Origin of the sequence: Paraburkholderia sp. MPAMCS5 (genome assembly GCF_036016995.1) — a bacterium.
Lineage (GTDB): Bacteria > Pseudomonadota > Gammaproteobacteria > Burkholderiales > Burkholderiaceae > Paraburkholderia.
The window spans coordinates 164,844-186,952 of the sequence record NZ_JAYXBK010000009.1 but is presented as its reverse complement, the minus strand read 5'-3'; the positions used below and the strand labels follow the sequence as shown (position 1 = coordinate 186,952).

Annotated in this window: 20 protein-coding genes and 1 tRNA gene; 12 read left to right on the top strand and 9 right to left on the bottom strand. The window is 61.5% G+C overall.

Annotated elements, in window-relative coordinates; all coding sequences use genetic code 11:
- The first annotated feature begins 76 nt into the window (after positions 1–76).
- A complete protein-coding gene (locus VOM14_RS21165) occupies positions 77–1,063 on the top strand; it encodes a LysR family transcriptional regulator (RefSeq protein WP_327630692.1) in 987 nt (328 codons plus the stop codon).
- 357 nt (positions 1,064–1,420) lie between these two features.
- On the opposite strand, the gene VOM14_RS21160 is transcribed toward VOM14_RS21165, so the two are convergent.
- The 8 genes from VOM14_RS21160 to VOM14_RS21125 form a co-directional block, all read right to left on the bottom strand.
- On the bottom strand, positions 1,421–1,840 hold the full coding sequence (locus VOM14_RS21160) for an ExbD/TolR family protein (protein ID WP_327630691.1): 420 nt from the start codon (positions 1,838–1,840) through the stop codon (positions 1,421–1,423).
- 28 nt (positions 1,841–1,868) lie between these two features.
- Positions 1,869–2,600: a MotA/TolQ/ExbB proton channel family protein gene (locus VOM14_RS21155; protein ID WP_327630690.1), complete on the bottom strand. Its 732-nt coding sequence runs from the start codon at positions 2,598–2,600 to the stop codon at positions 1,869–1,871.
- A 27-nt stretch (positions 2,601–2,627) separates the two neighbouring features.
- Positions 2,628–3,362: an energy transducer TonB gene (locus VOM14_RS21150; RefSeq protein ID WP_327630689.1), complete on the bottom strand. Its 735-nt coding sequence runs from the start codon at positions 3,360–3,362 to the stop codon at positions 2,628–2,630.
- Positions 3,363–3,713: 351 nt separating this feature from the next.
- Entirely contained in the window at positions 3,714–3,950 is a 237-nt protein-coding gene (locus VOM14_RS21145) for a (2Fe-2S)-binding protein (protein ID WP_102635636.1), read from the bottom strand.
- Positions 3,951–4,167: 217 nt separating this feature from the next.
- Positions 4,168–5,055: a glutamate racemase gene (gene murI, locus VOM14_RS21140; protein ID WP_327630688.1), complete on the bottom strand. Its 888-nt coding sequence runs from the start codon at positions 5,053–5,055 to the stop codon at positions 4,168–4,170.
- A 126-nt stretch (positions 5,056–5,181) separates the two neighbouring features.
- A complete protein-coding gene (gene bfr / locus VOM14_RS21135; RefSeq protein WP_327630687.1) occupies positions 5,182–5,661 on the bottom strand; it encodes a bacterioferritin in 480 nt (159 codons plus the stop codon).
- A gap of 183 nt (positions 5,662–5,844) precedes the next feature.
- Positions 5,845–7,368 carry a fumarate hydratase gene (locus VOM14_RS21130; RefSeq protein WP_327630686.1) on the bottom strand — a complete coding sequence of 508 codons (1,524 nt, stop codon included), beginning with the start codon at positions 7,366–7,368 and terminating at the stop codon, positions 5,845–5,847.
- Between the two features lie 52 nt (positions 7,369–7,420).
- Positions 7,421–7,987: a TIGR00645 family protein gene (locus VOM14_RS21125; RefSeq protein ID WP_327630685.1), complete on the bottom strand. Its 567-nt coding sequence runs from the start codon at positions 7,985–7,987 to the stop codon at positions 7,421–7,423.
- A gap of 698 nt (positions 7,988–8,685) precedes the next feature.
- Between VOM14_RS21125 and acs the strand changes: the two genes are divergently transcribed.
- From acs to VOM14_RS21095, 6 genes are all read left to right on the top strand, one after another.
- Positions 8,686–10,668 (top strand): acetate--CoA ligase, encoded by a 1,983-nt coding sequence (acs, locus tag VOM14_RS21120; RefSeq protein WP_327630684.1) that lies wholly within the window; start codon positions 8,686–8,688, stop codon positions 10,666–10,668.
- Between the two features lie 145 nt (positions 10,669–10,813).
- Positions 10,814–11,239, top strand: coding sequence for a DUF4212 domain-containing protein (locus tag VOM14_RS21115; protein WP_327630683.1), 426 nt, complete (start codon positions 10,814–10,816; stop codon positions 11,237–11,239).
- A 4-nt stretch (positions 11,240–11,243) separates the two neighbouring features.
- On the top strand, positions 11,244–13,262 hold the full coding sequence (locus VOM14_RS21110) for a sodium:solute symporter family protein (RefSeq protein WP_327630682.1): 2,019 nt from the start codon (positions 11,244–11,246) through the stop codon (positions 13,260–13,262).
- Between the two features lie 60 nt (positions 13,263–13,322).
- Positions 13,323–13,413, top strand: a tRNA-Ser gene (locus VOM14_RS21105).
- Positions 13,414–13,513: 100 nt separating this feature from the next.
- Positions 13,514–15,238: a site-specific integrase gene (locus tag VOM14_RS21100; protein ID WP_327630681.1), complete on the top strand. Its 1,725-nt coding sequence runs from the start codon at positions 13,514–13,516 to the stop codon at positions 15,236–15,238.
- A gap of 9 nt (positions 15,239–15,247) precedes the next feature.
- Complete coding sequence (locus tag VOM14_RS21095) at positions 15,248–16,663, top strand: hypothetical protein (RefSeq protein ID WP_327630680.1); 1,416 nt, start codon at positions 15,248–15,250, stop codon at positions 16,661–16,663.
- A gap of 8 nt (positions 16,664–16,671) precedes the next feature.
- Here the strand turns inward: VOM14_RS21095 and VOM14_RS21090 are convergent, their stop codons facing one another.
- Positions 16,672–16,926: a helix-turn-helix domain-containing protein gene (locus VOM14_RS21090; protein WP_327630679.1), complete on the bottom strand. Its 255-nt coding sequence runs from the start codon at positions 16,924–16,926 to the stop codon at positions 16,672–16,674.
- Between the two features lie 315 nt (positions 16,927–17,241).
- Between VOM14_RS21090 and VOM14_RS21085 the strand changes: the two genes are divergently transcribed.
- From VOM14_RS21085 to VOM14_RS21065, 5 genes are all read left to right on the top strand, one after another.
- The gene (locus tag VOM14_RS21085) at positions 17,242–17,823 is read left to right on the top strand and encodes a hypothetical protein (RefSeq protein WP_327630678.1); all 582 of its coding nucleotides are present in this window, start codon (positions 17,242–17,244) and stop codon (positions 17,821–17,823) included.
- A 123-nt stretch (positions 17,824–17,946) separates the two neighbouring features.
- Positions 17,947–18,882 carry an NAD(P)/FAD-dependent oxidoreductase gene (locus VOM14_RS21080; RefSeq protein ID WP_327630677.1) on the top strand — a complete coding sequence of 312 codons (936 nt, stop codon included), beginning with the start codon at positions 17,947–17,949 and terminating at the stop codon, positions 18,880–18,882.
- A 14-nt stretch (positions 18,883–18,896) separates the two neighbouring features.
- Positions 18,897–19,247 (top strand): cupin domain-containing protein, encoded by a 351-nt coding sequence (locus tag VOM14_RS21075; RefSeq protein WP_327630676.1) that lies wholly within the window; start codon positions 18,897–18,899, stop codon positions 19,245–19,247.
- 72 nt (positions 19,248–19,319) lie between these two features.
- The gene (locus VOM14_RS21070) at positions 19,320–20,834 is read left to right on the top strand and encodes a CoA-acylating methylmalonate-semialdehyde dehydrogenase (protein ID WP_327630675.1); all 1,515 of its coding nucleotides are present in this window, start codon (positions 19,320–19,322) and stop codon (positions 20,832–20,834) included.
- A 47-nt stretch (positions 20,835–20,881) separates the two neighbouring features.
- Positions 20,882–22,012: a branched-chain amino acid ABC transporter substrate-binding protein gene (locus VOM14_RS21065; protein ID WP_327630674.1), complete on the top strand. Its 1,131-nt coding sequence runs from the start codon at positions 20,882–20,884 to the stop codon at positions 22,010–22,012.
- Positions 22,013–22,109: the final 97 nt, after the last annotated feature.

The following is a 22,109-nucleotide window of genomic DNA, read 5'->3' as shown; positions in this document are numbered from 1 at the left end:
AGGCTATTATAGGGACCGTTTTTATGGGTGCCAGCCGCCGTCACGCAATGGATTGTTCTATTACTGGAACGATGAGATGAAGATCGATTCACACAATCTGAATGACCTGATGTACTTCTCGCAGGTCGTCGAGCATGGAGGATTTTCCGCCGCCGAACGTGTGCTGGGGATTTCCAAATCGCGTCTGTCGCGCCGCCTGACCGAGCTGGAAGCGTCGCTCGGCGTGCGCCTCTTGCAACGCTCGACACGCAAGCTGGCGCTCACCGAGGCCGGGCAACTGTTCTACCAGCATTGCCAGGCGATGCTCAGCGAGGCGCAGGCGGCCGTCAACGTCGTGCAGCAACTGCGCTCGTCGCCGCGCGGCACGGTACGCGTGAGCGTGCCGGTCACGATTTCGCAGACCATTCTGTCGACGATCCTGCCGGAATTCATGCATCGCTATCCCGAAGTGAAAGTGGTGATGCGTGTGACGAATCGCGTGGTCGATCTGTTCGAAGATTCGATCGACGTCGCGTTGCGCGTGCGTTCCGATCCGCCGGAAAACGCCAATATCGTCGTGCGCCCGCTGTGGCGCACGCAGCAGATGCTGGTCGGTGCGCCGAGCCTGTTGCAGCAGAACGCGCCGCCGTTGCAGCCGAACGATCTCGCGCGTTTCGAAACCCTCGACGTGCCGACGAGCGACGGCCGCCACGTCTACAACCTGATCGCGCCCGACGGCACGCGTCACGCGCACGAACACGAGCCGCGCCTCGTGACCGCCGATCTTCTGACGATTCGCGAAGCCGTGCTGGCCGGCGTGGGCATCGCCGCCTTGCCGGAGATGATGTACGGCGCGTCGCTGCGCGCGGGGCAACTGTCGCCGGTCATGCCGGGCTGGACTTTTCCGATGCCGCAGTTGTATGCGGTCTTCGTGTCGCGTCAGGGCATGGTGCCGGCCGTGCGTGCTTTTGTCGATTATCTGGTCGAGATGCTCGATCCCGACGAAGGCAAGCACATCATGGGCGAATGCCCCGCGGCCAGCCCACCGGCCGCTTCGCGTGCGCAGGCGACCATTGCGTCGTAACAGATTGCGCGCCGCGCGGCATCGCTTTTAGCATTGAAGCGTGGCCTGTCATGAGTACTTTCAATGACCGTTTGCTTGAATGCGACGGCTCATAGGGCTATATTGAAATCCCTTCGCTAAGGAGTCTCTTATGCGAAAACTCATGGCCGCTATCATAGCGAGCCTGATAGGGCTGACAGCGCTGTCCGTGTCGAGCACGGCTGTCGCATGCGGTGATTCGAGCCAGCAGTCTTCGACCGATGGTAAATGAACCCGCCGCCCGAAGGCGCCGAGCGCGCACAAAAAAAGGCCTTCATCTGACGATGAAGGCCTTTTACTTTTCAGCCCTTGTTTCAAGGGGTTTTCGAAAAATCCCGTTCACTTGCCTTTCGGTTGCGTGACGAAACCGATCTTCGTGAGGCCGCCCGCCTGCGCCGCCGACATCACTTGCGCGACCTTTTCATAAGGCACTTTACGGTCTGCATCCAGATGCAATTCCGGCTGCGGATTCATTTGCGCGGCCTCTGCAATTTTCACGCTCAATTCGGCTTCGTTGACCTGCTTGTCGTTCCAAAGCACGTTGCCGTTGGCATCGACTGCGACCGTGACTTGCGCGGGCTTGCTGTCTTCCTTTTGACTGCTCGCATGCGGCAGATCGATTTTCACCGCGTGACGGATCACCGGAATCGTCACCATGAAAACGATCAGGAGAACCAACATCACGTCGACGAGCGGCGTCATGTTGATTTCGTTCATCAGGCCGTCGTCATCGTCGCCGGCGAAGGGGCTCATTGCCATCTGTGTGCCTCGTCGTTCAGTTGGCGCTTCAGTTGGCGCGAGTGGCGAGACGCAGGCCGTCGCCGCGTTTGGACGACGACAGGCGCGCGCCCGTCACGAAGAAGGCGTGCAAGCCGTGCGCGAAGCGGCTCAGCTTGGCGACGATCGACTTGTTCGCGCGCGTCAGCGCGTTGTAGCCGAGCACGGCCGGAATCGCGACGAAGAGACCGAACGCGGTCATGATCAGCGCTTCGCCGACCGGTCCCGCCACCTGGTCGATCGACGACTGGCCGCTTGCGCCGATCGCCAGCAGCGCGTGATAGATGCCCCACACCGTGCCGAACAGACCGACGAACGGCGCCGTGCTGCCGATCGACGCGAGAATCGCGAGACCGCTCTGCATGCGCGCGACGCTTTCGTCCATCGTGTCCTTCAGGCAGCGCGTGATCCAGTCGGACACGTCCATGCGATCGTGCAGATGCGGCTGTGTCTGGTGATGATGATCGGCTGCTTCCTGGCCCGACAGCGCGAGCGCGAGGAACGGGTTGGCCTGCGGCGTCGACGAGCCGGCGCCCAGCTTCTTCACGCCGTCGGCGAGATCGTCCGAATGCCAGAACGCCTGTTCGGCGTTCTTCGTGAGGCGGTTCAGACGCATCACGTTCCATCCCTTGATGACGATCACGCTCCACGACATCACCGACATCACCAGCAACGCGAGCGCGATGCCGCGCGTGACGAAATCCCCTTGCGCCCACACATGCGCCAATCCGTAGTTTTGCATTGCAATTCCTTTTTTTCGAAATTCGCTTCAATCTTCGAGATTGAAGTTGTAAGGCTGGGTATAGGCGGCTCGGACCGGCTGGCCGTCCTCCAGATAGGGCTTGCACGCGCTCGCATGCGCGGCGGCGAGCGCGGCGTCGTCCAGACGCGAAAAGCCGCTGCTTTTCTTCAATTCGATGTTTTCTAGCTTGCCGGTGAGGCCAACCACGAACTTCACATACGCGGTGCCTGTTTCGCCGCGCCGCCTGGAAAGCGCCGGATAGTCCGGCTTGGCAATATTGCAGTCGAGGTGCGAGACGTTCTTCGGCGCGGTGATTTCCATCGTTTGACGGCCGATCGCGGGCGCGGCGGGCGTTGCCGGCGCAACCGCAGCGGCAGGCGCGGGCGGCGTCGGCGCCGCGGCGGCTACGGGCGACGGCGCGGGCGCTTCGTGCAATGGCGTGAGCGTCGGCTTAGGCGTCGGCTTAAGCGTCGGCCTGGGCTGCACCTTGGGCTTGCTGCGAACCGGCGGCGCGGGCGTGGGCGGCGGCGCGATCGACTGCATCGCGACCGGCGCGGCGGCGGGCGCGGGCGGCAGCAGTTGCGCGGTCATGACGTGCGATTCCAGCGCGGGCTGAACGGGTTCGTGATGCGCCGGGACGATCACGGCAAGCAATGCAATGTGAACCACCGCGACCATGGCGGTCGCGCTCAGGACGCGGGGATTCATTCGGGAGGATGAAGCCGGTGCGGCACCGGCGGAAACGGTATGCGAGGCCTGCATGTTAGCGTGGCGGCGCGCTGTCGATGCAGCGCGTCTGGCAAGACTTCGTCATGTTCGAAAGATCAGCAGCGAAATGAACAAGGTGGTCACGAAACCAATCAGCAATTCCATCTCGAACTCCATTGACGGGTGAGCGGGTAGCTGGCTGGTACGGGTACTGGCTTGCTGACGGCAGTGGGATAACAACGCTGGAAACAGGTGCAGCAGTGAAGGGTGCAGCAGCGACAAACGGCGACAAACGGCGACAAACGGCGACAAACGGCGACAAACGGCGACAAACGGCGACAAACGGCAAGGCAGAAGCGGCGCGGGCGCCGAAACGAGCGCTGCGCCAGGCCCGGATAAACCGGTTCAGGCCGCCTTGCGTTCGTAGAACGTCAGCGGCACGGCTTGCTGATGATGCTCGAAGCCGCAGCGGCTCGCGCATACGCCGCTTTGCATCATGACGTCGCGCACGGAATCCGCGCACTTGCCGCAGCAGGAAGCCACGCCGAGTTCGAATTGCAGCTCGTCGAACGAATCGACGCCTTCTGCGATCGAGGCACGGATCTTTCGGTCAGAAACGGACTTGCAGACACAGACAATCATGGCGGGCGTCACAGCTAACGTTAATGCGAATTATTATCATTATGTTTGAGGCGTTTGGCAAGCGTCGGAGGGGCTTTTTTGTAACAAAACCAGACTCTTAGAAGGGTTTCGGCGGCGAGGCGAAGCAGTGCGCGTCCGCCCGGCGTGCCGCGCAATGCGTTCGATCTGAATGAAAAGCGCGCGGGCGGGACGCGAAAAACTGCGCCAGAAGCGGCCTTCAGGCCGGCTGGGAAGCCAATGCCGCCGTCCGACGGGAGGGAATCGCGACGTGCTCGACATCGGCGTCGATATGCAGCAGCGTCGCGACGAGTTGCCGCAGATGTGTGCCGTCGCCGGTGGAATAGAAACGGGGCAGCGCGGCGCCCGCCGTGTTCGGCGCGGCGCGCAGGCCGTGCTGCTCCAGCACGCGCTCCAGCTGGCGGGCAATGGCGACGCTCGTGTCGATCAGCGCCAGCCGGTCGCCGACAATGTCGCGAATCGCCGCGTCGAGGAACGGATAGTGAGTGCAGCCGAGCACCAGCGTGTCGGCGCCCGCATCGAGCATCGGCTGAAGATAGTCGCGCAGGCGGGCCCGTAGTTCGGCCGAACCGACGTCGCAGCGCTCCACGGCCTGCACGAGCCCGTGGCCGGGCTGGCACAGAAAGCGGCAATCGGCGGCGTAGCGTTCGAGGAGCGCCTGAAAGCGTGCGCTGCGCAACGTGACCTGCGTGGCCAGCACGCCGGCGACACGGGTTTTCGATTGCAGCGCGGCGGGTTTGATGCCCGGCTCGACGCCGACGAGCGGAATCGGCAGCTTTTCGCGAACCAGCGCAATGGATTGCGCCGTCGCCGTATTGCAAGCGACCACGAGCGCCTTCGCGCCCTGTTTGACGAGCCACTCGCCGATGGCCAGCGTGCGGTCGGCGATGAAGTCGTCGTCACGCTCGCCATAGGGCGCGTAGAGCGAGTCGGCGACATACAGCAGCGCCTCGCCGGGCAATTGCGCCCGAACCGCCCGCAGCACCGACAAGCCGCCCAGACCCGAATCGAAAATGCCGACCGGCGCGCGCGAATCCGCCTTCGGCGAGGCGATTGACGCATTCGAAGACGATAATTCTGCGGACATAAGCGATCAGACGCGCGCGAGGCGGCGCTCAGACAAATCGTGGGAAAGGCAAGCGCGCCAGTATATCGCCCGCGCGGCGCATGCGCCGTTGCGCGGACCTGGCGTGCAATTCAACGATGCGGCCGTTCAGGACTCTACGGAGCCCATGGCGGTTTGCTGGTAATTCTGAATGCCGACCTTGTCGATCAGATCGAGTTGGGTTTCGAGCCAGTCGATATGCTCTTCGGTGTCGTCGAGAATCTTCACGAAGATTTCGCGCGAGATGAAATCGCGAACCGATTCGCAATATGCAATGGCTTCCTTGCAAGTGCTTTGCGAAATCTGTTCGAGTTTCAGATCGCATTCGAGAATTTCTTTGGTTTCCTCGCCGATCAGCAGCTTGTGCAGATCTTGCAGGTTCGGCAGGCCGTCGAGCATGAAAACCCGTTCGATCAGCCAGTCGGCATGTTTCATTTCGCCGATCGACTCGTCGTATTCATGCTTGCCGAGTTTATCGAGGCCCCAATGCTTGTACATCCGCGCGTGCAGGAAGTACTGGTTGATCGCGGTCAGTTCGTTTTTCAACTGCGCGTTGAGGTACTCGATAACTTTCTTGTCGCCTTGCATGATCTTTCCTTTCTGGGGGACTTCGATTTTCAACAACAATAAACGCCGTGCCTGAAAAAGCCAAGAGAACGGAACATCTTTCGGAGCCTTTCCCGGCGATGTTCGCGGCGCGTGGCCGGTCATGAAAAAAGCCGGGACCGTGGTCCCGGCTTCTCACTTCACGCGAAACGCGTGAGCGGCGAATCAGGCGGTTGCGACCGGAATCTTGCCGATCTTCGCTTGCCATTCCTTCGGGCCGGTCTGGTGGACCGAGGTGCCGGTCGAATCGACTGCGACTGTCACCGGCATGTCCTGTACGTCGAACTCGTAGATCGCTTCCATGCCGAGGTCTTCGAATGCGAGCACCTTCGCGCTGCGAATCGCTTTCGACACGAGGTACGCCGCGCCGCCCACGGCCATCAGATACGCGGCCTTGTGCTTCTTGATCGCCTCGATCGCGACCGGGCCGCGCTCGGCCTTGCCGATCATCGAAATGAGGCCTGTTTGCGCGAGCATGGTCTCGGTGAACTTGTCCATGCGCGTGGCGGTGGTCGGGCCCGCCGGGCCGACGGCTTCGTCGCGCACCGGATCGACCGGGCCGACGTAGTAGATCACGCGGTTCGTGAAGTCGACCGGGAGCTTTTCGCCCTTCGCCAGCATGTCGGCGATGCGCTTATGCGCGGCGTCGCGGCCCGTCAACATCTTGCCCGACAGGAGCAGCGTCTGGCCCGGCTTCCACGCGGCGACTTCTGCCGGCGTCAGCGTGTTCAGATCGACGCGTTTGCTGGTTTCCGTGTTCGGTTCCCATTGCACTTTCGGCCATGCGTCGAGCGACGGCGCCTCGAGCTTCGCGACGCCCGAGCCGTCGAGCGTGAAGTGCGCGTGACGCGTGGCCGCGCAGTTCGGGATGATCGCGATCGGCTTGGACGCGGCGTGCGTCGGCGCGGCCATGATCTTCACGTCGAGCACGGTGGCGAGGCCGCCCAGACCCTGTGCGCCGATGCCGAGCGCATTGACCTTCTCGTGCAGTTCGACGCGCAGTTCCTCGATCCAGTCTTTAGGGCCGCGTGCGATCACGTCCTGAATGTCGATCGGGTCCATCAGCGATTCCTTGGCCATGACCATCGCCTTCTCAGCCGTGCCGCCGATGCCGATGCCGAGCATGCCCGGCGGGCACCAGCCCGCGCCCATGGTCGGCACGGTCTTCAGAATCCAGTCGACGATCGAGTCCGACGGGTTGAGCATGGCGAACTTCGACTTGTTTTCCGAGCCGCCGCCCTTGGCCGCGACCTGCACGTCAACCTTGTCGCCCGGCACGATCTCGTAGTGGATCACGGCCGGCGTGTTGTCCTTCGTATTCTTGCGGCCGCCTTCGGGCGGGCTCACGATCGACGCGCGCAGCACGTTGTCCGGGTTCAGATAACCGCGGCGCACGCCTTCGTTGATCATGTCGGTGACGCCCATCGTCGCGCCGTCCCAACGCACGTCCATGCCGATCTTCACGAATACCGTGACGATGCCCGTGTCCTGGCAGATCGGACGCTTGCCCTCGGCGCACATGCGGCTGTTCGTGAGAATCTGCGCGATGGCATCTTTCGCGGCCGGGCTCTGTTCGAGTTCGTACGCGCGGCCCAAGGCCTGGATGTAATCGAGCGGATGGTAATAGCTGATGTACTGAAGCGAATCAGCAATGCTCTGAATCAGATCTTCCTGTTTGATGACGGTCATGGCTAAGCTCGGTGGGGACAGTGGCGCTTCTTTCTGTTCGCAGGCTATGCGGTCAGTCGTGCGCTTTCAGGGGAGTGGAACCGCTGGAACCCAGCGGACGCAAATCCGCGGGTTCCTGAAAATGGCTGGGATGCGTGTGCGTGGTCAGACGGTCGACAAAGGCCATAACGAGCGCCGAGACGAGGAACGCCACGTGAATGATGACCTGCCACATGATGGTGTGGGTCGTGTTCTGGTCGGGGCTGATAAACGTTTTCAGCAGATGGATCGACGAGATGCTGATGAGCGCCATGGAGAGCTTCACTTTCAGCACGCCGGCGTTCACATGGTCGAGCCACTCCGGTTCGTCCGGATGGCCTTCCACGCCGAGACGCGACACGAAGGTTTCATACCCGCCGATGATCACCATGATCAGCAGGTTCGAGATCATGACCACGTCGATCAGGCCGAGCACGACCAGCATGATGCTGGTTTCGTCGAGCGTCATGGACGCCGTGACCAGATGCCAGACTTCCTTCAGGAACAGCACCACGTACACGCCTTGAGCGACGATCAACCCCAGATAGAGCGGCACCTGGAGCCAGCGGCTCATGAAGATGACGACAGGCAGCGGGCGCATGGGTCGGCGTTGACGCGCGGAGTCGGGTCGCAAAGCGGACATGGGCAGAGTCGGATTGAACGCAGGTGACGGATCGTGGACCAAACGCGCCGGCCCGCGTGCGATTCACGCGCGCGGGCCGGGCACGCAAAGCGAGGCGCGGGCGGCGCGGCGCAGGCGGGAAGCCCCGGCCGGCAACCCTTGTGTCAGGCGCGCTATTGTACAGCGTCGGCCGGATTTGCTGCGGCGCGGCGGGCACGCTCGCCGGGAAGCGCGACGGCGTGGCGGCTAATGAGAAAAGAGCCGGGAAAAAAAGCGAGAAACAAGGCGGAGCGATTCCAATGGAATCCAGGCGGCTAGTTCAGTTAGCATTGTATTAGGTACGCAATGCACGATAAGTGCGTCGTACGAATGACATAAGGGTTTTTGCGGGGCATACGCTTGCGGCTCGCGTAAGTGGCCGGTAAGTTGCACCGCTTAAGGTTGAGCACGAGCGCGGACGTCGCCTCGCCTGCATTCATGTCGCGTTGCCACACGCATGCAGGCATAGGCAAAGGGCCGCGGCGCGGCGGCTGATTGCGGCTTGGGTGGGCGCGGCGCGAGGGCGGGAGACAGCGCGCCGTCAGTCGGGTTCCGATTGCGGCGTCTACAAGACAGGGCGCGCCAGAAGGTGCGCCGGCACAGGTTTTACGTTTTTCATCTTCACCAAGGGGTTGTCGATGTCTGCGATTGAATCGGTTCTTCAGGAACACCGTGTTTTCCCGCCCTCCGCTGAAGCAGCGGCCGGCGCCACGATCTCCGGCATGGACGCCTACCATGCGCTCGCCGCCGAGGCGGAACGCGACTATGAGGGCTTTTGGGGCCGCCTCGCTCGCGAAACGTTAAGCTGGAACAAGCCTTTCACCAAGGTGCTCGACGAATTGAACGCGCCGTTCTACACGTGGTACGAAGATGGCCTGCTGAATGCGTCGTACAACAGCATCGACCGTCATGTGGAAGCGGGCAACGGTGAGCGCGTCGCGATTATTTTCGAAGCCGACGACGGCAGTGTCACTCACGTCACCTATCAGGATCTGCTGCAACGCGTGTCGCGCTTTGCGAATGCGCTGAAAAAGCGCGGCGTGAAGAAAGGCGATCGCGTCGTGATCTATATGCCGATGTCGATCGAAGGCGTTGTCGCGATGCAGGCGTGCGCGCGGATCGGCGCGACGCATTCGGTGGTGTTCGGCGGCTTTTCGTCGAAGTCGCTCAACGAGCGCCTCGTGGATGTGGGCGCGGTCGCGCTCGTCACTTCGGATGAACAGATGCGCGGCGGCAAGGCCTTGCCGCTGAAGAACATCGCCGACGAAGCGCTCGCCATGGGCGGCTGCGAGGCGGTGAAGAGCGTGATCGTCTATCGGCGCACCGGCGGCAAGGTTGCCTGGAACGAAGGCCGCGACCTGTGGATGCACGAGCTTACGCAAGCCGAATCCGATCAATGCGCGCCCGAGTGGGTCGGTGCGGAGCATCCGCTTTTCATCCTCTACACGTCCGGTTCGACGGGCAAGCCGAAGGGCGTTCAGCACAGCACCGGCGGCTATCTGCTGTGGGCCGCGCAGACCATGAAATGGACCTTCGACTGGAAACAGAACGATGTGTTCTGGTGTACGGCCGACATCGGCTGGGTCACGGGCCATACCTACATCACATATGGTCCGCTCACGCTCGGCGGCACCCAGGTCGTGTTCGAAGGCGTGCCCACTTATCCGAACGCCGGCCGCTTCTGGGACATGATCGCGAAGCACAAGGTGTCGATCTTCTACACGGCGCCGACCGCGATCCGCTCGCTGATCAAGGCCGCCGAAGCGGACGGCAAAGTGCATCCGAAGAGCTACGACCTGTCGTCGCTGCGTATCATCGGCACGGTGGGCGAGCCGATCAATCCCGAGGCGTGGGTGTGGTATCACGAGAACGTCGGCGGCTCGCGTTGCCCGATTGTCGACACGTGGTGGCAAACCGAAACCGGCGGCCACATGATCACGCCGCTGCCGGGCGCGACGCCGCTCGTGCCGGGTTCGTGCACGCTGCCGCTGCCGGGAATCATGGCGGCGGTCGTCGACGAAACCGGGCAGGACGTGCCGAACGGGCAGGGCGGCATTCTTGTGGTGAAGCGGCCGTGGCCGTCCATGCTGCGCAACGTCTGGGGCGATCCGGACCGCTACAAAAAGAGCTATTTTCCCGAGGAACTCGGCGGCAAGCTGTATCTCGCCGGCGACGGCGCGGTGCGCGACAAGGAAACCGGCTACTTCACGATCATGGGCCGTATCGACGACGTGCTCAATGTGTCGGGTCACCGCCTCGGCACAATGGAAATCGAATCGGCGCTAGTGTCGAATCCGATTGTCGCGGAAGCCGCGGTGGTGGGGCGTCCCGATGCCACGACGGGCGAAGCGGTGTGCGCGTTCGTCGTGTTGAAGCGCGCGCGTCCGCAAGGCGAGGAAGCGGTGAAGCTCGCGAACGAACTGCGCAACTGGGTCGGCAAGGAAATCGGTCCGATCGCGAAGCCTAAAGACATCCGCTTCGGCGAGAATCTGCCGAAGACGCGTTCGGGCAAGATCATGCGCCGTCTGCTGCGTTCGCTCGCGAAGGGCGAGGCGATCACGCAAGATGTGTCGACGCTGGAAAATCCGGCGATTCTCGATCAGCTCGGCGAGTCGCTGTAAGCGTGCCGTTCGTGCATGACCGCTCAGGAGCCTGTCGAATGACGTGCTCCTGAGTGAAGCCTTCAACATCCTTCAATATCCTTCGATAAGCCACCGCGCGGTCAATCCCGATTGCCTGCCCGGTGGCTTTTTGATACATAGGCGCATGGCCGCGCCGCACCATTCCTCTCACGCAACGCTCAATCCCGCGCCCGAACCGCCGGTGGTGTCGGAGACGCTCGCGCGCGCGCATCGGAAGTACTGGCGTTTCAACCTCGTGTTGATCGCGGCATTGATGAGCGTCGGCTTCGCGGTGTCGTTCCTGTTGCCGCTGGTTGCGCCCGCGCTGGCGCAGATGCGTTTTGCCGGCTTCAGGTTGCCGTTTTACTTCGGCGCTCAGGGCGCGATCCTGATCTACCTCGCGTTGATCGTCGTCTACATTGTGTGGATGCAGCGCGCTGACCGTCACTTGCAACGCGCGTTCGATGCCGACGCCCATGTCGCCGCGAATTCAGGCGCGAATTCAGGCGCAGGCGTCAACCCGGCGGCAAGCCCGGCTGCCGCCGCCGATGCCAGCGTGCGCGGAACCTGAGCTGATGAAGCTCACGAACCGGTTGATCCGCTCCTACGCGTTTTACACGCTCGGTTTCCTGCTTTTTATCTACGTGATGTGGCGCATCGAGCGCACGACGGGACCGGGCATGTGGATCGGCTATGTGTTCCTGTTCGTGCCGATCGCGGTATACGCGGTGATTGGCTTGCTGTCGCGCACGTCGGATCTCGTCGAATACTACGTGGCGGGGCGGCGCGTGCCGTCCGCGTTCAACGGCATGGCGACCGCGGCCGATTGGCTCTCGGCGGCGTCGTTCATCGGCCTCGCCGGGTCGATTTACGCAACCGGCTACGACGGCCTCGCGTATCTGATGGGCTGGACGGGCGGCTATTGCCTCGTGGCATTTCTGCTCGCGCCCTACGTGCGCAAGCTCGCGCGCTACACGATTCCCGACTTTCTCGGCACACGCTTTTCGAGCAACGCGGTGCGCGGGCTCGCCGCGTTGTCCGCGATCCTGTGTTCGTTCGTCTATCTCGTCGCGCAGATCCAGGGCGTCGGTCTGATTGCGACGCGCTTCATCGGCGTCGATTTCGCCGTCGGCATTTTCTGCGGGCTCGCCGGCATTCTCGTGTGTTCGTTTCTCGGCGGCATGCGCGCGGTGACGTGGACGCAGGTCGCGCAATACATCATTCTGATCGCGGCGTTTCTGATTCCGGTCTCGATGATCGCGCACAAAGACGGCCTCGGCTGGGTGCCGCAATTGAGCTACGGCCGATTGATGGAGCGCGTGGAGGATCTCGAGAAGCAGGTGCGCGAGGCGCCGCTCGAACAGACCGTGCGCGATGATTATCGGCACCGCGCCACGCTGATGCAGCAGCGGCTCGACGCGCTGCCGCATTCGTTCGTCGAAGAAAAACTGCGGCTCACGCATGAAGTGGCCGACTTGCGCCGCCGCAATGGTCCGCTGCGCGAGATCAAGGAGCGCGAGAAGGCGCTCGAACAGTTTCCACGCGATGCCGCCGCCGCGCAGATCGTGTGGACTCAGCAACGCGATGACATGCTGATGCGCGCGGCGCCGCCGCTGCCGATGCACGAGCCGTTTCCCGCTGCAAGCGGCGACGACCGCCGCATGCACGAACTCAATTTTCTTTCGCTGCTGCTGTGCCTTTCGCTCGGGACGGCGAGTTTGCCGCACATTCTGACGCGCTATAACACGACGACCTCGGTGGCTTCCGCGCGGCGGTCCGTGGGCTGGACGCTCTTTTTTGTCGCGCTGTTTTATCTGACCGTGCCGGTGCTCGCGGTGCTGATCAAGTACGAGATATTGACGAACCTCGTCGGGCATCACTTTGCCGATTTGCCGCAATGGCTCACGCAATGGCGCAAGGTCGAGCCGAGCCTGATCAGTCTCGCGGACACCAACGGCGACGGTATCGTGCGATGGAGCGAGATTCAGATGCAGCCCGATATGGTGGTGCTCGCCGCGCCCGAGATCGCGGGGCTGCCGTACGTGATGTCGGGACTCGTCGCGGCGGGCGCGCTGGCCGCGGCGCTGTCGACCGCCGATGGTCTGCTGCTCACGATCGCCAACGCGTTGTCGCACGACGTGTATTACCACATGGTCGATCCGGGCGCGTCCAGTCAGCGGCGCGTGACCATTTCGAAGATCCTGCTGCTGGGTGTGGCGCTGTTCGCTTCGTATGTGGCGTCGCTCAATACGGGCAACATTCTGTTTCTGGTGGGCGCCGCGTTTTCACTGGCGGCATCGAGCCTCTTTCCGGTGCTCGTGCTCGGCGTGTTCTGGAAGCGCACGACGCGCTTCGGCGCGGTGGCCGGCATGCTGGCGGGGCTGCTGGTTTGCATCTACTACATCGTTTCGACGTATCCCTTCTTCGCGCAGATGACGGGCTTCGCGGGACCGCGCTGGTTCGGCATCGAGCCGATCAGCTCAGGCGTATTCGGCGTGCCGGCGGGTTTTCTGGTGACGATCGGCGTGAGTCTTTTCGACCGCAAACCGGATGCCTATACGCGGGCGCTGGTGGACTACATCCGGCATCCCTAGATCGCATTGCACGATGGGTGTGGCGCACGGCGCGAAGTTTGCTATAATTCGGCTCCCCGCGGAGAGATGGATGAGCGGTTTAAGTCGCACGCCTGGAAAGCGTGTATAGGTTAATAGCCTATCCGGGGTTCGAATCCCCGTCTCTCCGCCAGAATTCACCCAAGTGCTTGAGCAGCTTGGAAAATCCCGATAAATCAAAGGCTTCGATTCCTGCGGTCCACAACAAGTGGTACACAGAGGACTCGGAGGACATGAAAAATACACCGGGATTGGTGCGCCGAGGTGGCATCTACTATGCGCGCAAGCGCGTTCCCAAGTTGCTTGTCGCCATCCTTGGTAAGCAGGAAATCAAGCGCACTCTTGATACTAAGGATCTGAACGAGGCTCGGGCCAAGTTGCCCGCCGCGCTCGTTGAAATCCACAAAGAGCTTGCAGCCGCAACCAATGTCGCGGACGTCGTTGCTGCGCCTGTCGAAGAGGTCGGACGTGGCGTGCTTGAGCAGATTGCTCGCACGTGGTTCGAGCCACGTTGGCGTGAAACAACGGCTTCTCTCTGGAAGCCGATTCCGCCTGGAATGACGGCCAACGACGCGCTGTGCAATATCGATCCCGAACTTAGCCGCTTGCTGCCACCCGACGAAGAGACGTTTGGCACTTACTTGCATGAGGCACGGCGACTGCTCGCGACGGCTGGATATTCGGAGCCGGCCGGAAGTGCTGTCGAGGCGCTAGCGCAGTACTTGGTCCGTGGCGAGGTAGAGTGCTTAAAGGCATCGCGTCGCTTCATCGTTGACGGTCAGCTTTTCAGCGTCATCGAAGACCCACTGTATCGGCCCGTAGGCGGCTCGGCTGAGAGCGTTGCGTCCTCCGATGCCTTGAAGGCCCAAGTCGGCGTAACGGTCGATCAGGCGATCGAGAAATTTACGAACGACTCGCAGCGTGCGAACCTTAGCCGCAAGAACATCAAGGGCTATGAACCCGGGTTCAAAATACTGCGCGAGGTAGCTGGCGGTAGCTGCCCGTTGGGCGCTGTGACGCGGGAGCACGCGCGTCGAGTGTTGGACGTACTGGCACACTTGCCAGCTAACGCAACGAAGCGATTCTCCGGCATGACTCTGCTGGAAGCTGCGGACCACGCGAAGCGGAACGGGGTGCCCCCAATCTCGGCAAAGACTGCCGAGAACATTCTCTTCAACTTCTCAAGTTTCTTTCGGTGGGCTGTGCGAGAGCACGTCATCGAGCGTTCCCCGGCCGACGGCCTGAAGCCTGCGCAGCAAAAGCGTAGCAAGGACGAGGGCCGCCAACCGTTCGGCGACGTGGACCTTGTGAAGCTCTTCTCGGCAGACCTTTATCGCACGCCGTACCGGCAGGTCGATCGGACGCAGTTGGGCCGCTACTGGGTGCCGCTGCTCGCGCTGTATCACGGCGCGCGGATGAACGAACTGTGTCAGCTCGAAGTGGCCGACGTTCGCGAAACGGATGGCATCCCGTTCATCCGCATCACGGAGGAGAGTGAAGCCGGCGAAGACAAAAAGGTGAAGACGCGCAACGCTGAGCGTGAAGTGCCCGTGCACCCGATGCTGCTGCGGCTTGGCTTTCTTGATTACGCCGACGGTATTCGGCGGACGGGGCAGCAGCGCCTGTTCCCGGACCTGACCCGTGCAGCGACGGGTTACTTCTCCGACAACTTTTCTAAGTGGTTCGGCCGTTTCAAGAAGCAACGAGGGGTGACCGATAGCCGGCTGAACTTCCACTCGTTCCGGCATGGCTTCAACGACGCAACCCGCGTCGTCGATATTCCCGATGCCATCGTGAAGGAACTGTGCGGGTGGTCCAAGGGCGACTCGATGCGTGAGCACTATGGCACCGGTCATGCGCTGAGTCGTAAGGCCGATGAACTCGCCAAGGTACGGTTTCCGGCCGTTGAAGCAATTCTGCCTCTACAGGGGGTAAACGAAGAACGCGATGATGGATAGATCGAGAACATGGCAACACGTCGGCTGAACGAGAATGGCGTACTCATCCGCACGCGCACCCGTGCTCCATATCGGCTGCCTCGCTTTGATGGCGATGCCGAGCTTGCTGTCGAAGCTGCATGCCTCGATCGATTGGAGTTCACGCGCGAGTACCTCCTGCAATCCCTACCGCACGACTATGAAGGGCCAATCGAATTAGCCCTTGAGATTGGGCGGGCTCACCAATCGGCGGTAGCGCTCACACCGTTGGACGCACGCTGCCTCGCGTTTGCTCCATGGTCGGAGGGGCGGGGAGAGGGCGGCATCAAGCTCACGCTTGGGAGCACGGTGGCAGGAAGACGATGGCTGATCGAATTGTCGGTCGAGTTCCGTAACGCGCATGCGGTGCGTGCCGGCGGTGTCGGGACGGATGCGAGACCGCCCGTCCGACTAAAACTTAGGACCGCCATGAGCCCAGCGCGCTTGGTTGCCCATGCACAGAGCCGTGGCGTCTCTCCGACCTGTACAGACTGGCGAGAACTGCTGACATCGGACGCAGAGACCTATCGTGCGATTGCCGATACATCTGTCAGCGGGACTCATGACAACCTGCGGCCGACACAGTTTTTGCAACCGGTTGCACTGTACGGCATGATCGGCGAGACGGAGCGGTTCCTCACCGCCATCGATGCGCTGATCGAGCACGTCATTGGTGTCGAGATGCGACATGAGCGTCCTGCGCATGGCGCGTGGCTGGCATCGTCGCGGCCGTGGTCAATAAGGCAGGCTGAGGCATACTGGGAGTTCGGACACCTCGATGCTATCGAATATGTCCGTCACCTTCGCCCGACGTTGTGGGCTCTTGGGAACGATGCGGGCGAACGCGTGTGGAGGCTGGAAGACAGCCCTGAAACCATCGCATTCACCGCCCGGCTGACCGACGCCATTCGCTTGGCTCTGTACCCGAAGACGGTCGATCGTGTCCGGCTTGAGGTGCGCTATTTGAAGAAACCGCCGGGCAACAGCCGGCAGAGCATTGCTGAACGGCTTCAGGGTATTGCTATCGAGGCCACGCGAAGGGCCAATGGTGCCCGCCGGGCGATCGTTGAGCGGTTGGGGATCGTGCGAGGCGGAACCGTGAACGATTCTCTGGATGCGCTATGCGACCTGACCATGCTGTTGCAGGACTGCTATCGTGATCGTCCAGATCGCGCTGGCGACATTCTGCGGCTGCTGCTGTCGCGTGGTGGAATTCGTTGCTTGGCCGATGACTTCCCCGTGTCGAAAGCAGAGGCTCAAATGTTGAAGAGCAGAAGGATTGTGACAACGTCACCGCTGGGCCGCCACTCCACGACGGGCGATCTCATGTATTCGATCGCTGCCCGTTATCAGCCGTTGTTCGAACTGTTCTCTGGACTCGGCGACGAGCGACGCGAAGCACCGTAACGGGTTCGCTAGTCGGTGGCGGAGGTTCGTTTCGCATGCTCGGCAAGGCGGGCTTCCGCTGCGGCCAAAAATGCGGACGGCGTCACGTCTAGTGCCGCGCATATCTTCCAGATGACGCGAATGCTCGGGCTGTGGCGACCCAACTCAATCAGCGAAACGTAGTTCCGTTCCATCTCGGCAGCATGGGCGAGCGCTTCCTGCGACAAGCCTTTCTGCCGTCGCAACGCCCGTAACACCTCGCCTACCGCATGTTCCGGCTCCAAGGCCGCGCCCTCAAAATCTAAGACGCTCGACGTTAAGCAAGCGTCACGGGCACGTCTTCACAAAATATTGGGCAAAGTTTGTCAGGGCGGGTATTCTTGCGTCATTCGAAGCTGTACCCGCGACCACTGGCAAGAAAGAAAAAAATGAGTGCAGGCTTGACGTTGAAGGAGCGTGCGGAAACTGACCCGGCGCTTCAAAGAGCGCTGGAATTCCATCGTGTATTGGGACAGTCCTTAGCAAGGGATTACTGGAAGACATTCCGGGAATTGCATAGAACGACTGGCCTAGAGTCCGCGCTCACCTGGGGGATGAGGATGCAAGAGCCCATCAGGGCTAAAGCAGCGGAATATGAGATCGAGGCTGGAATTCCCGGGCTTGGCGAGCAGTACCTCGCATACTTCCGAGGGGAGCAAACGAGGCAAGAGCAGGAGTTTCCGCTCGATCCGGAGCCGGTTAGCGACGACGCCACAATCGGCCGCGACGCCGAAGTGCGGAAATTTGCCGATGATCTGGTTGAGCTACATTGGCGGCTCTTCCTTAGCGCTGCTGGTCGCGGTGATGAGGATGGTGCACGCAAGCTTGTGCTTGGTTTCGCCCGGGATTGCGAGGAAAACAATGCGAAGGTCATCCGTGGCGAAGGCGGTCCCAAAGACAGCCCGGAAAACTTCAGAAAAATGGTCCAGTACATCGAGGAAGCCCGTAGTCGCATCGCGGATGAATATGACCGCGATCCGGCTGCCCTGAAGCGGAGGCTAGGCGTTCCAGTCAGTGTGACTGCTAGCGTACCCGTGAGGCACGGCAGCCGCATGGGCATCGGCGAGATGGCCGTACGCACAGCGGTACGCGCGACAGTCTGGACAGTAGTACGGGATCTAATTCGGGCAATCCTGCGCTGAACTTATTTAAGCCATCCCAGCGACCACACGAACGACACCGATGTCACATCGACTGCGAATACGCCGCATTTTGACGCCAGATTTTGAAACCGGTTGCACGCACCCAACAAAAGGGACATCGAGTTGACTTCGTTTCTGCGCGTGCCTGCGCCGCGCATTGTCGATAGCGGCGCTCACGAGACAGCGCGTGACATGTGTTATCGGCTGGGAAGTGGCAATGACATAGAACCCGTCGTGCATCGCTTCCAGTTCGTCACACTTGTCTTTGACAAGCCTCAGACGGTGTTCCGGTTGCCTCAATGGGGCTGGCCCGTCACGCGCCCGTATAACGGGTTCAGCGGGGGAGCGCGCATCCTGGGCTGGCAACTTATGCGCTTCTACCAGCAGAACGGCTGGCTTCACTACGACGACGTGTGTTCGGTCAACCGCTCCGTCATTCCGCTGTATTCGCTGGTACTCGCGACAGAGCCGTTGCCCCGGCAGCTTCGCGAGCAGCTGAAGCTCGATCATCGGCTGGCTTTCAACGACATGCGTCACCTGCGGGTGTACGGCCAGGTGACGTCGGAAGGGCGTCTGGTGTTCGGCGGCCGCGGCGCGCCATACCGCTTCGGCTCGCGAATGGCACCCGAGGACGACCTGGCCGACAAGGTCCACGCGAACATCCGCGCGGCCATGCTGGAATTCTTCCCCGCGCTGGCGGATGCGCGCATCACGCATCGCTGGGGCGGCGCGCTGGGCGTGTCGCGGGACTGGTGTCCGACCGTCAGTATGGACCGCGACGCGCGCATTGCGTGGGCGGGAAATTACGTCGGCGATGGCGTCGCCACCAGTAACCTCGCCGGCCGCATCTTGCGCAATCTTATCCTCGGGCTCCACGACGAACTCAACCGCTTGCCCGTCGTCAATCATCGCTCACCAGCGTGGGAGCCGGAGCCGTTTCGCTGGATCGGCGTGAATGCCGGTCTCACAGCGGCGGGCTTCAGTGATTTTGAAGAGCGTGTAACCAGACAACCATCGCGTACAGCACGAGTTCTCGAGAAGCTGACCGGTGCCCATTGAAAAAGGAGTGATACATGGCGAAGTTCACCATCGTCAAAGCCGCCGAGATTGCCTCGGCTCGACTCGCCGCGGCCGGCCAACGAGCCGGCGCCGATAGCGGCGATCCCCAGATTGCCGCCCAGACTCTAGCGCCCGAAGCGGTCGGCAATGTGGGTATATGGGAATGCCAGCCAGGAGGCTGGCCGGTGATAAACCGCCCCGATACCGAATTCACGTACATCATTTCCGGCCGTGCGAGGCTGACCGACGACTCGACCGGTGAAGTGACCGAGATCGCCGGCGGCGACCTCGTGATCTTGCCGCCCGGTTGGACCGGACGCTGGGATGTCCTGGAGCCGGTTCGCAAGGTCTACGCAATTTACTGAATCGATGCAAGTCGGAGCCGCTCGGACGACGACTATATTTTGCATACCGAAATTTTAATTGAGGGAACAGACATGACAGCCGCTTTCAACGATACGACCGATGTCGTGCACTACATTCATGGCGAGCGCGTAAGAGGAGCAGGGGCACGTTCGCAGCCGATCTTCAATCCGGCGACCGGCGAAACGCCCCGCAAGCTGCTTCTCGGCGACGCCGCCGATGTCGACATGGCCGTGCGCAGCGCCAAGGCGGCGTTTCCGGCGTGGTCTGACATGCCGCCTATCCGGCGTGCACGCGTGATGCACAATTTCCTGCATCTGATGAACCGGCATCGCGACGAACTCGCGGCTATCATTACCGCGGAGCACGGCAAGGTGTTCCCGGATGCGCAGGGTGAGGTTGCGCGCGGGATCGACATCATCGAGTTCGCTTGCGGGATTGCGCAACTGCTGAAAGGCGACTACACGGAACAGGTCTCCACCGGGATCGATAACTGGACCACGCGCCAGGCGCTGGGTGTCGTCGCGGGCATTACCCCGTTCAACTTCCCTTGCATGGTGCCGTGCTGGATGTTCCCCGTTGCGATCGCGGCGGGCAATACGTTCATCCTGAAGCCGAGCGAGCGCGATCCGTCGGCGTCCCTGTTCATCGCCGATCTGTTCAGGCAGGCCGGGCTGCCCAATGGCGTGTTCAACGTCGTGCAAGGCGACAAGACGGTCGTCGATGCACTGCTCACGCACCCGGACGTCAAGGCCATCAGCTTCGTCGGTTCGACGCCGATCGCCAACTACATCTACGAAACCGGCGCGAAGCACGGCAAGCGCGTCCAGGCACTGGGTGGTGCGAAGAACCACATGGTGGTAATGCCGGACGCCGATATCGACAAGGCCATCGACGCGCTGGTGGGCGCCGCTTACGGCTCGGCCGGCGAACGCTGCATGGCGATTTCGGTCGCGTTGCTGGTGGGCGATGTCGCCGACCGGATCATGCCGCGCCTCGCCGAACGCACACGCGAGCTGATCGTGAAGAACGGCATGGAGCGAGACGCCGAGATGGGTCCGATCGTCACGCGCGAGGCACTCGAGCGGATCGAAGGCTATATCGCCGAGGGCGTCAAGGAAGGCGCGACGCTGGTCGTCGACGGGCGCGGACTGAAAGTGCCGGGTCATGAACAAGGTTTCTTCACCGGCGGCACGCTGTTCGACAACGTCACGCCGGAGATGCGCATCTATAAGGAGGAGATCTTCGGACCGGTGCTCGCCTGTGTGCGCGTCAAGGACTTCAAGCAGGCGGTCGAGCTGATCAACGCGCACGAGTTCGGCAATGGCGTGGCGTGCTTCACGAGTGACGGGCATATCGCGCGCGAGTTTGGACGCAGGATCGAAGTCGGGATGGTCGGCATCAACGTGCCGATTCCGGTGCCGATGGCATGGCACGGGTTTGGCGGTTGGAAACGGAGCCTGTTCGGCGACATGCACGCATATGGCGAAGAAGGCGTGCGCTTCTATACGCGGCAGAAGTCGATCATGCAGCGCTGGTCTGAGAGCATCGAAAAGGGCGCCGAGTTCGCGATGCCGACGGCCAAATGATCTTTTGAAGCCTGCCAATAACACTACCTCTTGTTTGGAGACAAAGCATGCGCAAACTCATTACTCTTGGCGCGACGGCCTGCACGGCAGTCGCTCTTACGCTGCCGGCCATGGCGCAGGAAGTCGTCGTGATCGGACACTCCGCCCCGTTAACCGGCCCTCAGGCGGCAAACGGCAAGGACAATGAAAATGGCGCGCGCCTGGCGATCGATGAACTCAACAGGCAGGGGGTAGTGGTAGCGGGTAAGAAGGTCACATTCAAGCTGGAATCGCAAGACGATCAGGCCGATCCCAAGACCGGCGTGCAGATTGCGCAGATCCTTGTCGACCACAACGTCGTCGCCGTGCTGGGGCCGTACAACTCGGGCGTGGCGATTCCCGCATCTCGTGTCTACAACAACGCCGGAATTCCGCTGCTGCCCGTCGCCTCGAACCCGTCGATCACGAAGCAGGGCTTCAAAAACATCTTCCGTATCGGTGCCAGTGACGCGCAGCTTGGCGGCACGATGGGGGACTTCGCGGCGAAGGAGTTGAAGGCCAAAACGGTTGCAATCATCGACGACCGCTCTGCGTATGGGCAGGGAATTGCGGAGCAGTTCGAGGAGTCGGCGAAGGCGCACGGCCTGGAAATTGTCGGCAAGCAATTCACCAACGGGCAAGCAACCGATTTCCTCGGCATTCTCACGGCTCTCAAAGCCAGGAACCCCGATGTGATCTTCTTCGGTGGCTACGCGTCGCAAGCCGCGCCGATGGCGAAGCAGATGCGGCAGCGCGGTCTGAGAGCGAAGTTGCTTGGCGGAGACGCCATCTGCACGGCCGACATGGGAAAGGTCGCAGGCGATGCGGCCTCAATCGTCTACTGCTCGCAAGGAGGGACCGCTCTCGATCAGACCGAGGAAGGCAGGAACTTCATCAAGAAGTACAAAGACACGTACCATGCCGATATGCAGGTTTATGCGGTCAACTACTACGATGCAGTAAAAATGTTGGCCGACATGATGGCGAAAGCGGCGACGACGACTGACAAAAGCAAACTGATCGCACAGCTGGCGAAGGAACAATACAAAGGGATCGCCGGCACCTACTCATTTGATGCCGAAGGCAATCTAAAGGGCGCGCCAACAACTGTGTATGTCATTAGAAACGGTTTGCCCGTTCCTTATGCCAGAGGCGATTAGCGGCGAGCCTCAACCGCATCCGGCGATCGGCTTCTCGCTCTGGCGGGCACGGCGGCAAGACGGCTCGGCTATGCGGCCGCGTGACGATGCGGGCTCA

Excerpts from the sequence above, each read along its gene's own strand:
- VOM14_RS21155 (WP_327630690.1), bottom strand. The coding sequence starts at position 2,600 with ATGCAAAACTACGGATTGGCGCATGTGTGGGCGCAAGGGGATTTCGTC.
- VOM14_RS21160 (WP_327630691.1), bottom strand. The coding sequence starts at position 1,840 with ATGGCAATGAGCCCCTTCGCCGGCGACGATGACGACGGCCTGATGAAC.
- VOM14_RS21130 (WP_327630686.1), bottom strand. The coding sequence starts at position 7,368 with ATGACCGTCATCAAACAGGAAGATCTGATTCAGAGCATTGCTGATTCG.
- VOM14_RS21065 (WP_327630674.1), top strand. The coding sequence starts at position 20,882 with ATGCGCAAACTCATTACTCTTGGCGCGACGGCCTGCACGGCAGTCGCT.
- VOM14_RS21070 (WP_327630675.1), top strand. The coding sequence starts at position 19,320 with ATGACAGCCGCTTTCAACGATACGACCGATGTCGTGCACTACATTCAT.
- VOM14_RS21150 (WP_327630689.1), bottom strand. The coding sequence starts at position 3,362 with ATGCAGGCCTCGCATACCGTTTCCGCCGGTGCCGCACCGGCTTCATCC.
- VOM14_RS21110 (WP_327630682.1), top strand. The coding sequence starts at position 11,244 with ATGAAGCTCACGAACCGGTTGATCCGCTCCTACGCGTTTTACACGCTC.
- bfr (WP_327630687.1), bottom strand. The coding sequence starts at position 5,661 with ATGCAAGGCGACAAGAAAGTTATCGAGTACCTCAACGCGCAGTTGAAA.
- VOM14_RS21095 (WP_327630680.1), top strand. The coding sequence starts at position 15,248 with ATGGCAACACGTCGGCTGAACGAGAATGGCGTACTCATCCGCACGCGC.
- VOM14_RS21075 (WP_327630676.1), top strand. The coding sequence starts at position 18,897 with ATGGCGAAGTTCACCATCGTCAAAGCCGCCGAGATTGCCTCGGCTCGA.
- VOM14_RS21165 (WP_327630692.1), top strand. The coding sequence starts at position 77 with ATGAAGATCGATTCACACAATCTGAATGACCTGATGTACTTCTCGCAG.
- acs (WP_327630684.1), top strand. The coding sequence starts at position 8,686 with ATGTCTGCGATTGAATCGGTTCTTCAGGAACACCGTGTTTTCCCGCCC.
- VOM14_RS21125 (WP_327630685.1), bottom strand. The coding sequence starts at position 7,987 with ATGCGCCCGCTGCCTGTCGTCATCTTCATGAGCCGCTGGCTCCAGGTG.
- VOM14_RS21115 (WP_327630683.1), top strand. The coding sequence starts at position 10,814 with ATGGCCGCGCCGCACCATTCCTCTCACGCAACGCTCAATCCCGCGCCC.
- VOM14_RS21100 (WP_327630681.1), top strand. The coding sequence starts at position 13,514 with ATGAAAAATACACCGGGATTGGTGCGCCGAGGTGGCATCTACTATGCG.
- VOM14_RS21085 (WP_327630678.1), top strand. The coding sequence starts at position 17,242 with ATGCAAGAGCCCATCAGGGCTAAAGCAGCGGAATATGAGATCGAGGCT.
- murI (WP_327630688.1), bottom strand. The coding sequence starts at position 5,055 with ATGTCCGCAGAATTATCGTCTTCGAATGCGTCAATCGCCTCGCCGAAG.
- VOM14_RS21145 (WP_102635636.1), bottom strand. The coding sequence starts at position 3,950 with ATGATTGTCTGTGTCTGCAAGTCCGTTTCTGACCGAAAGATCCGTGCC.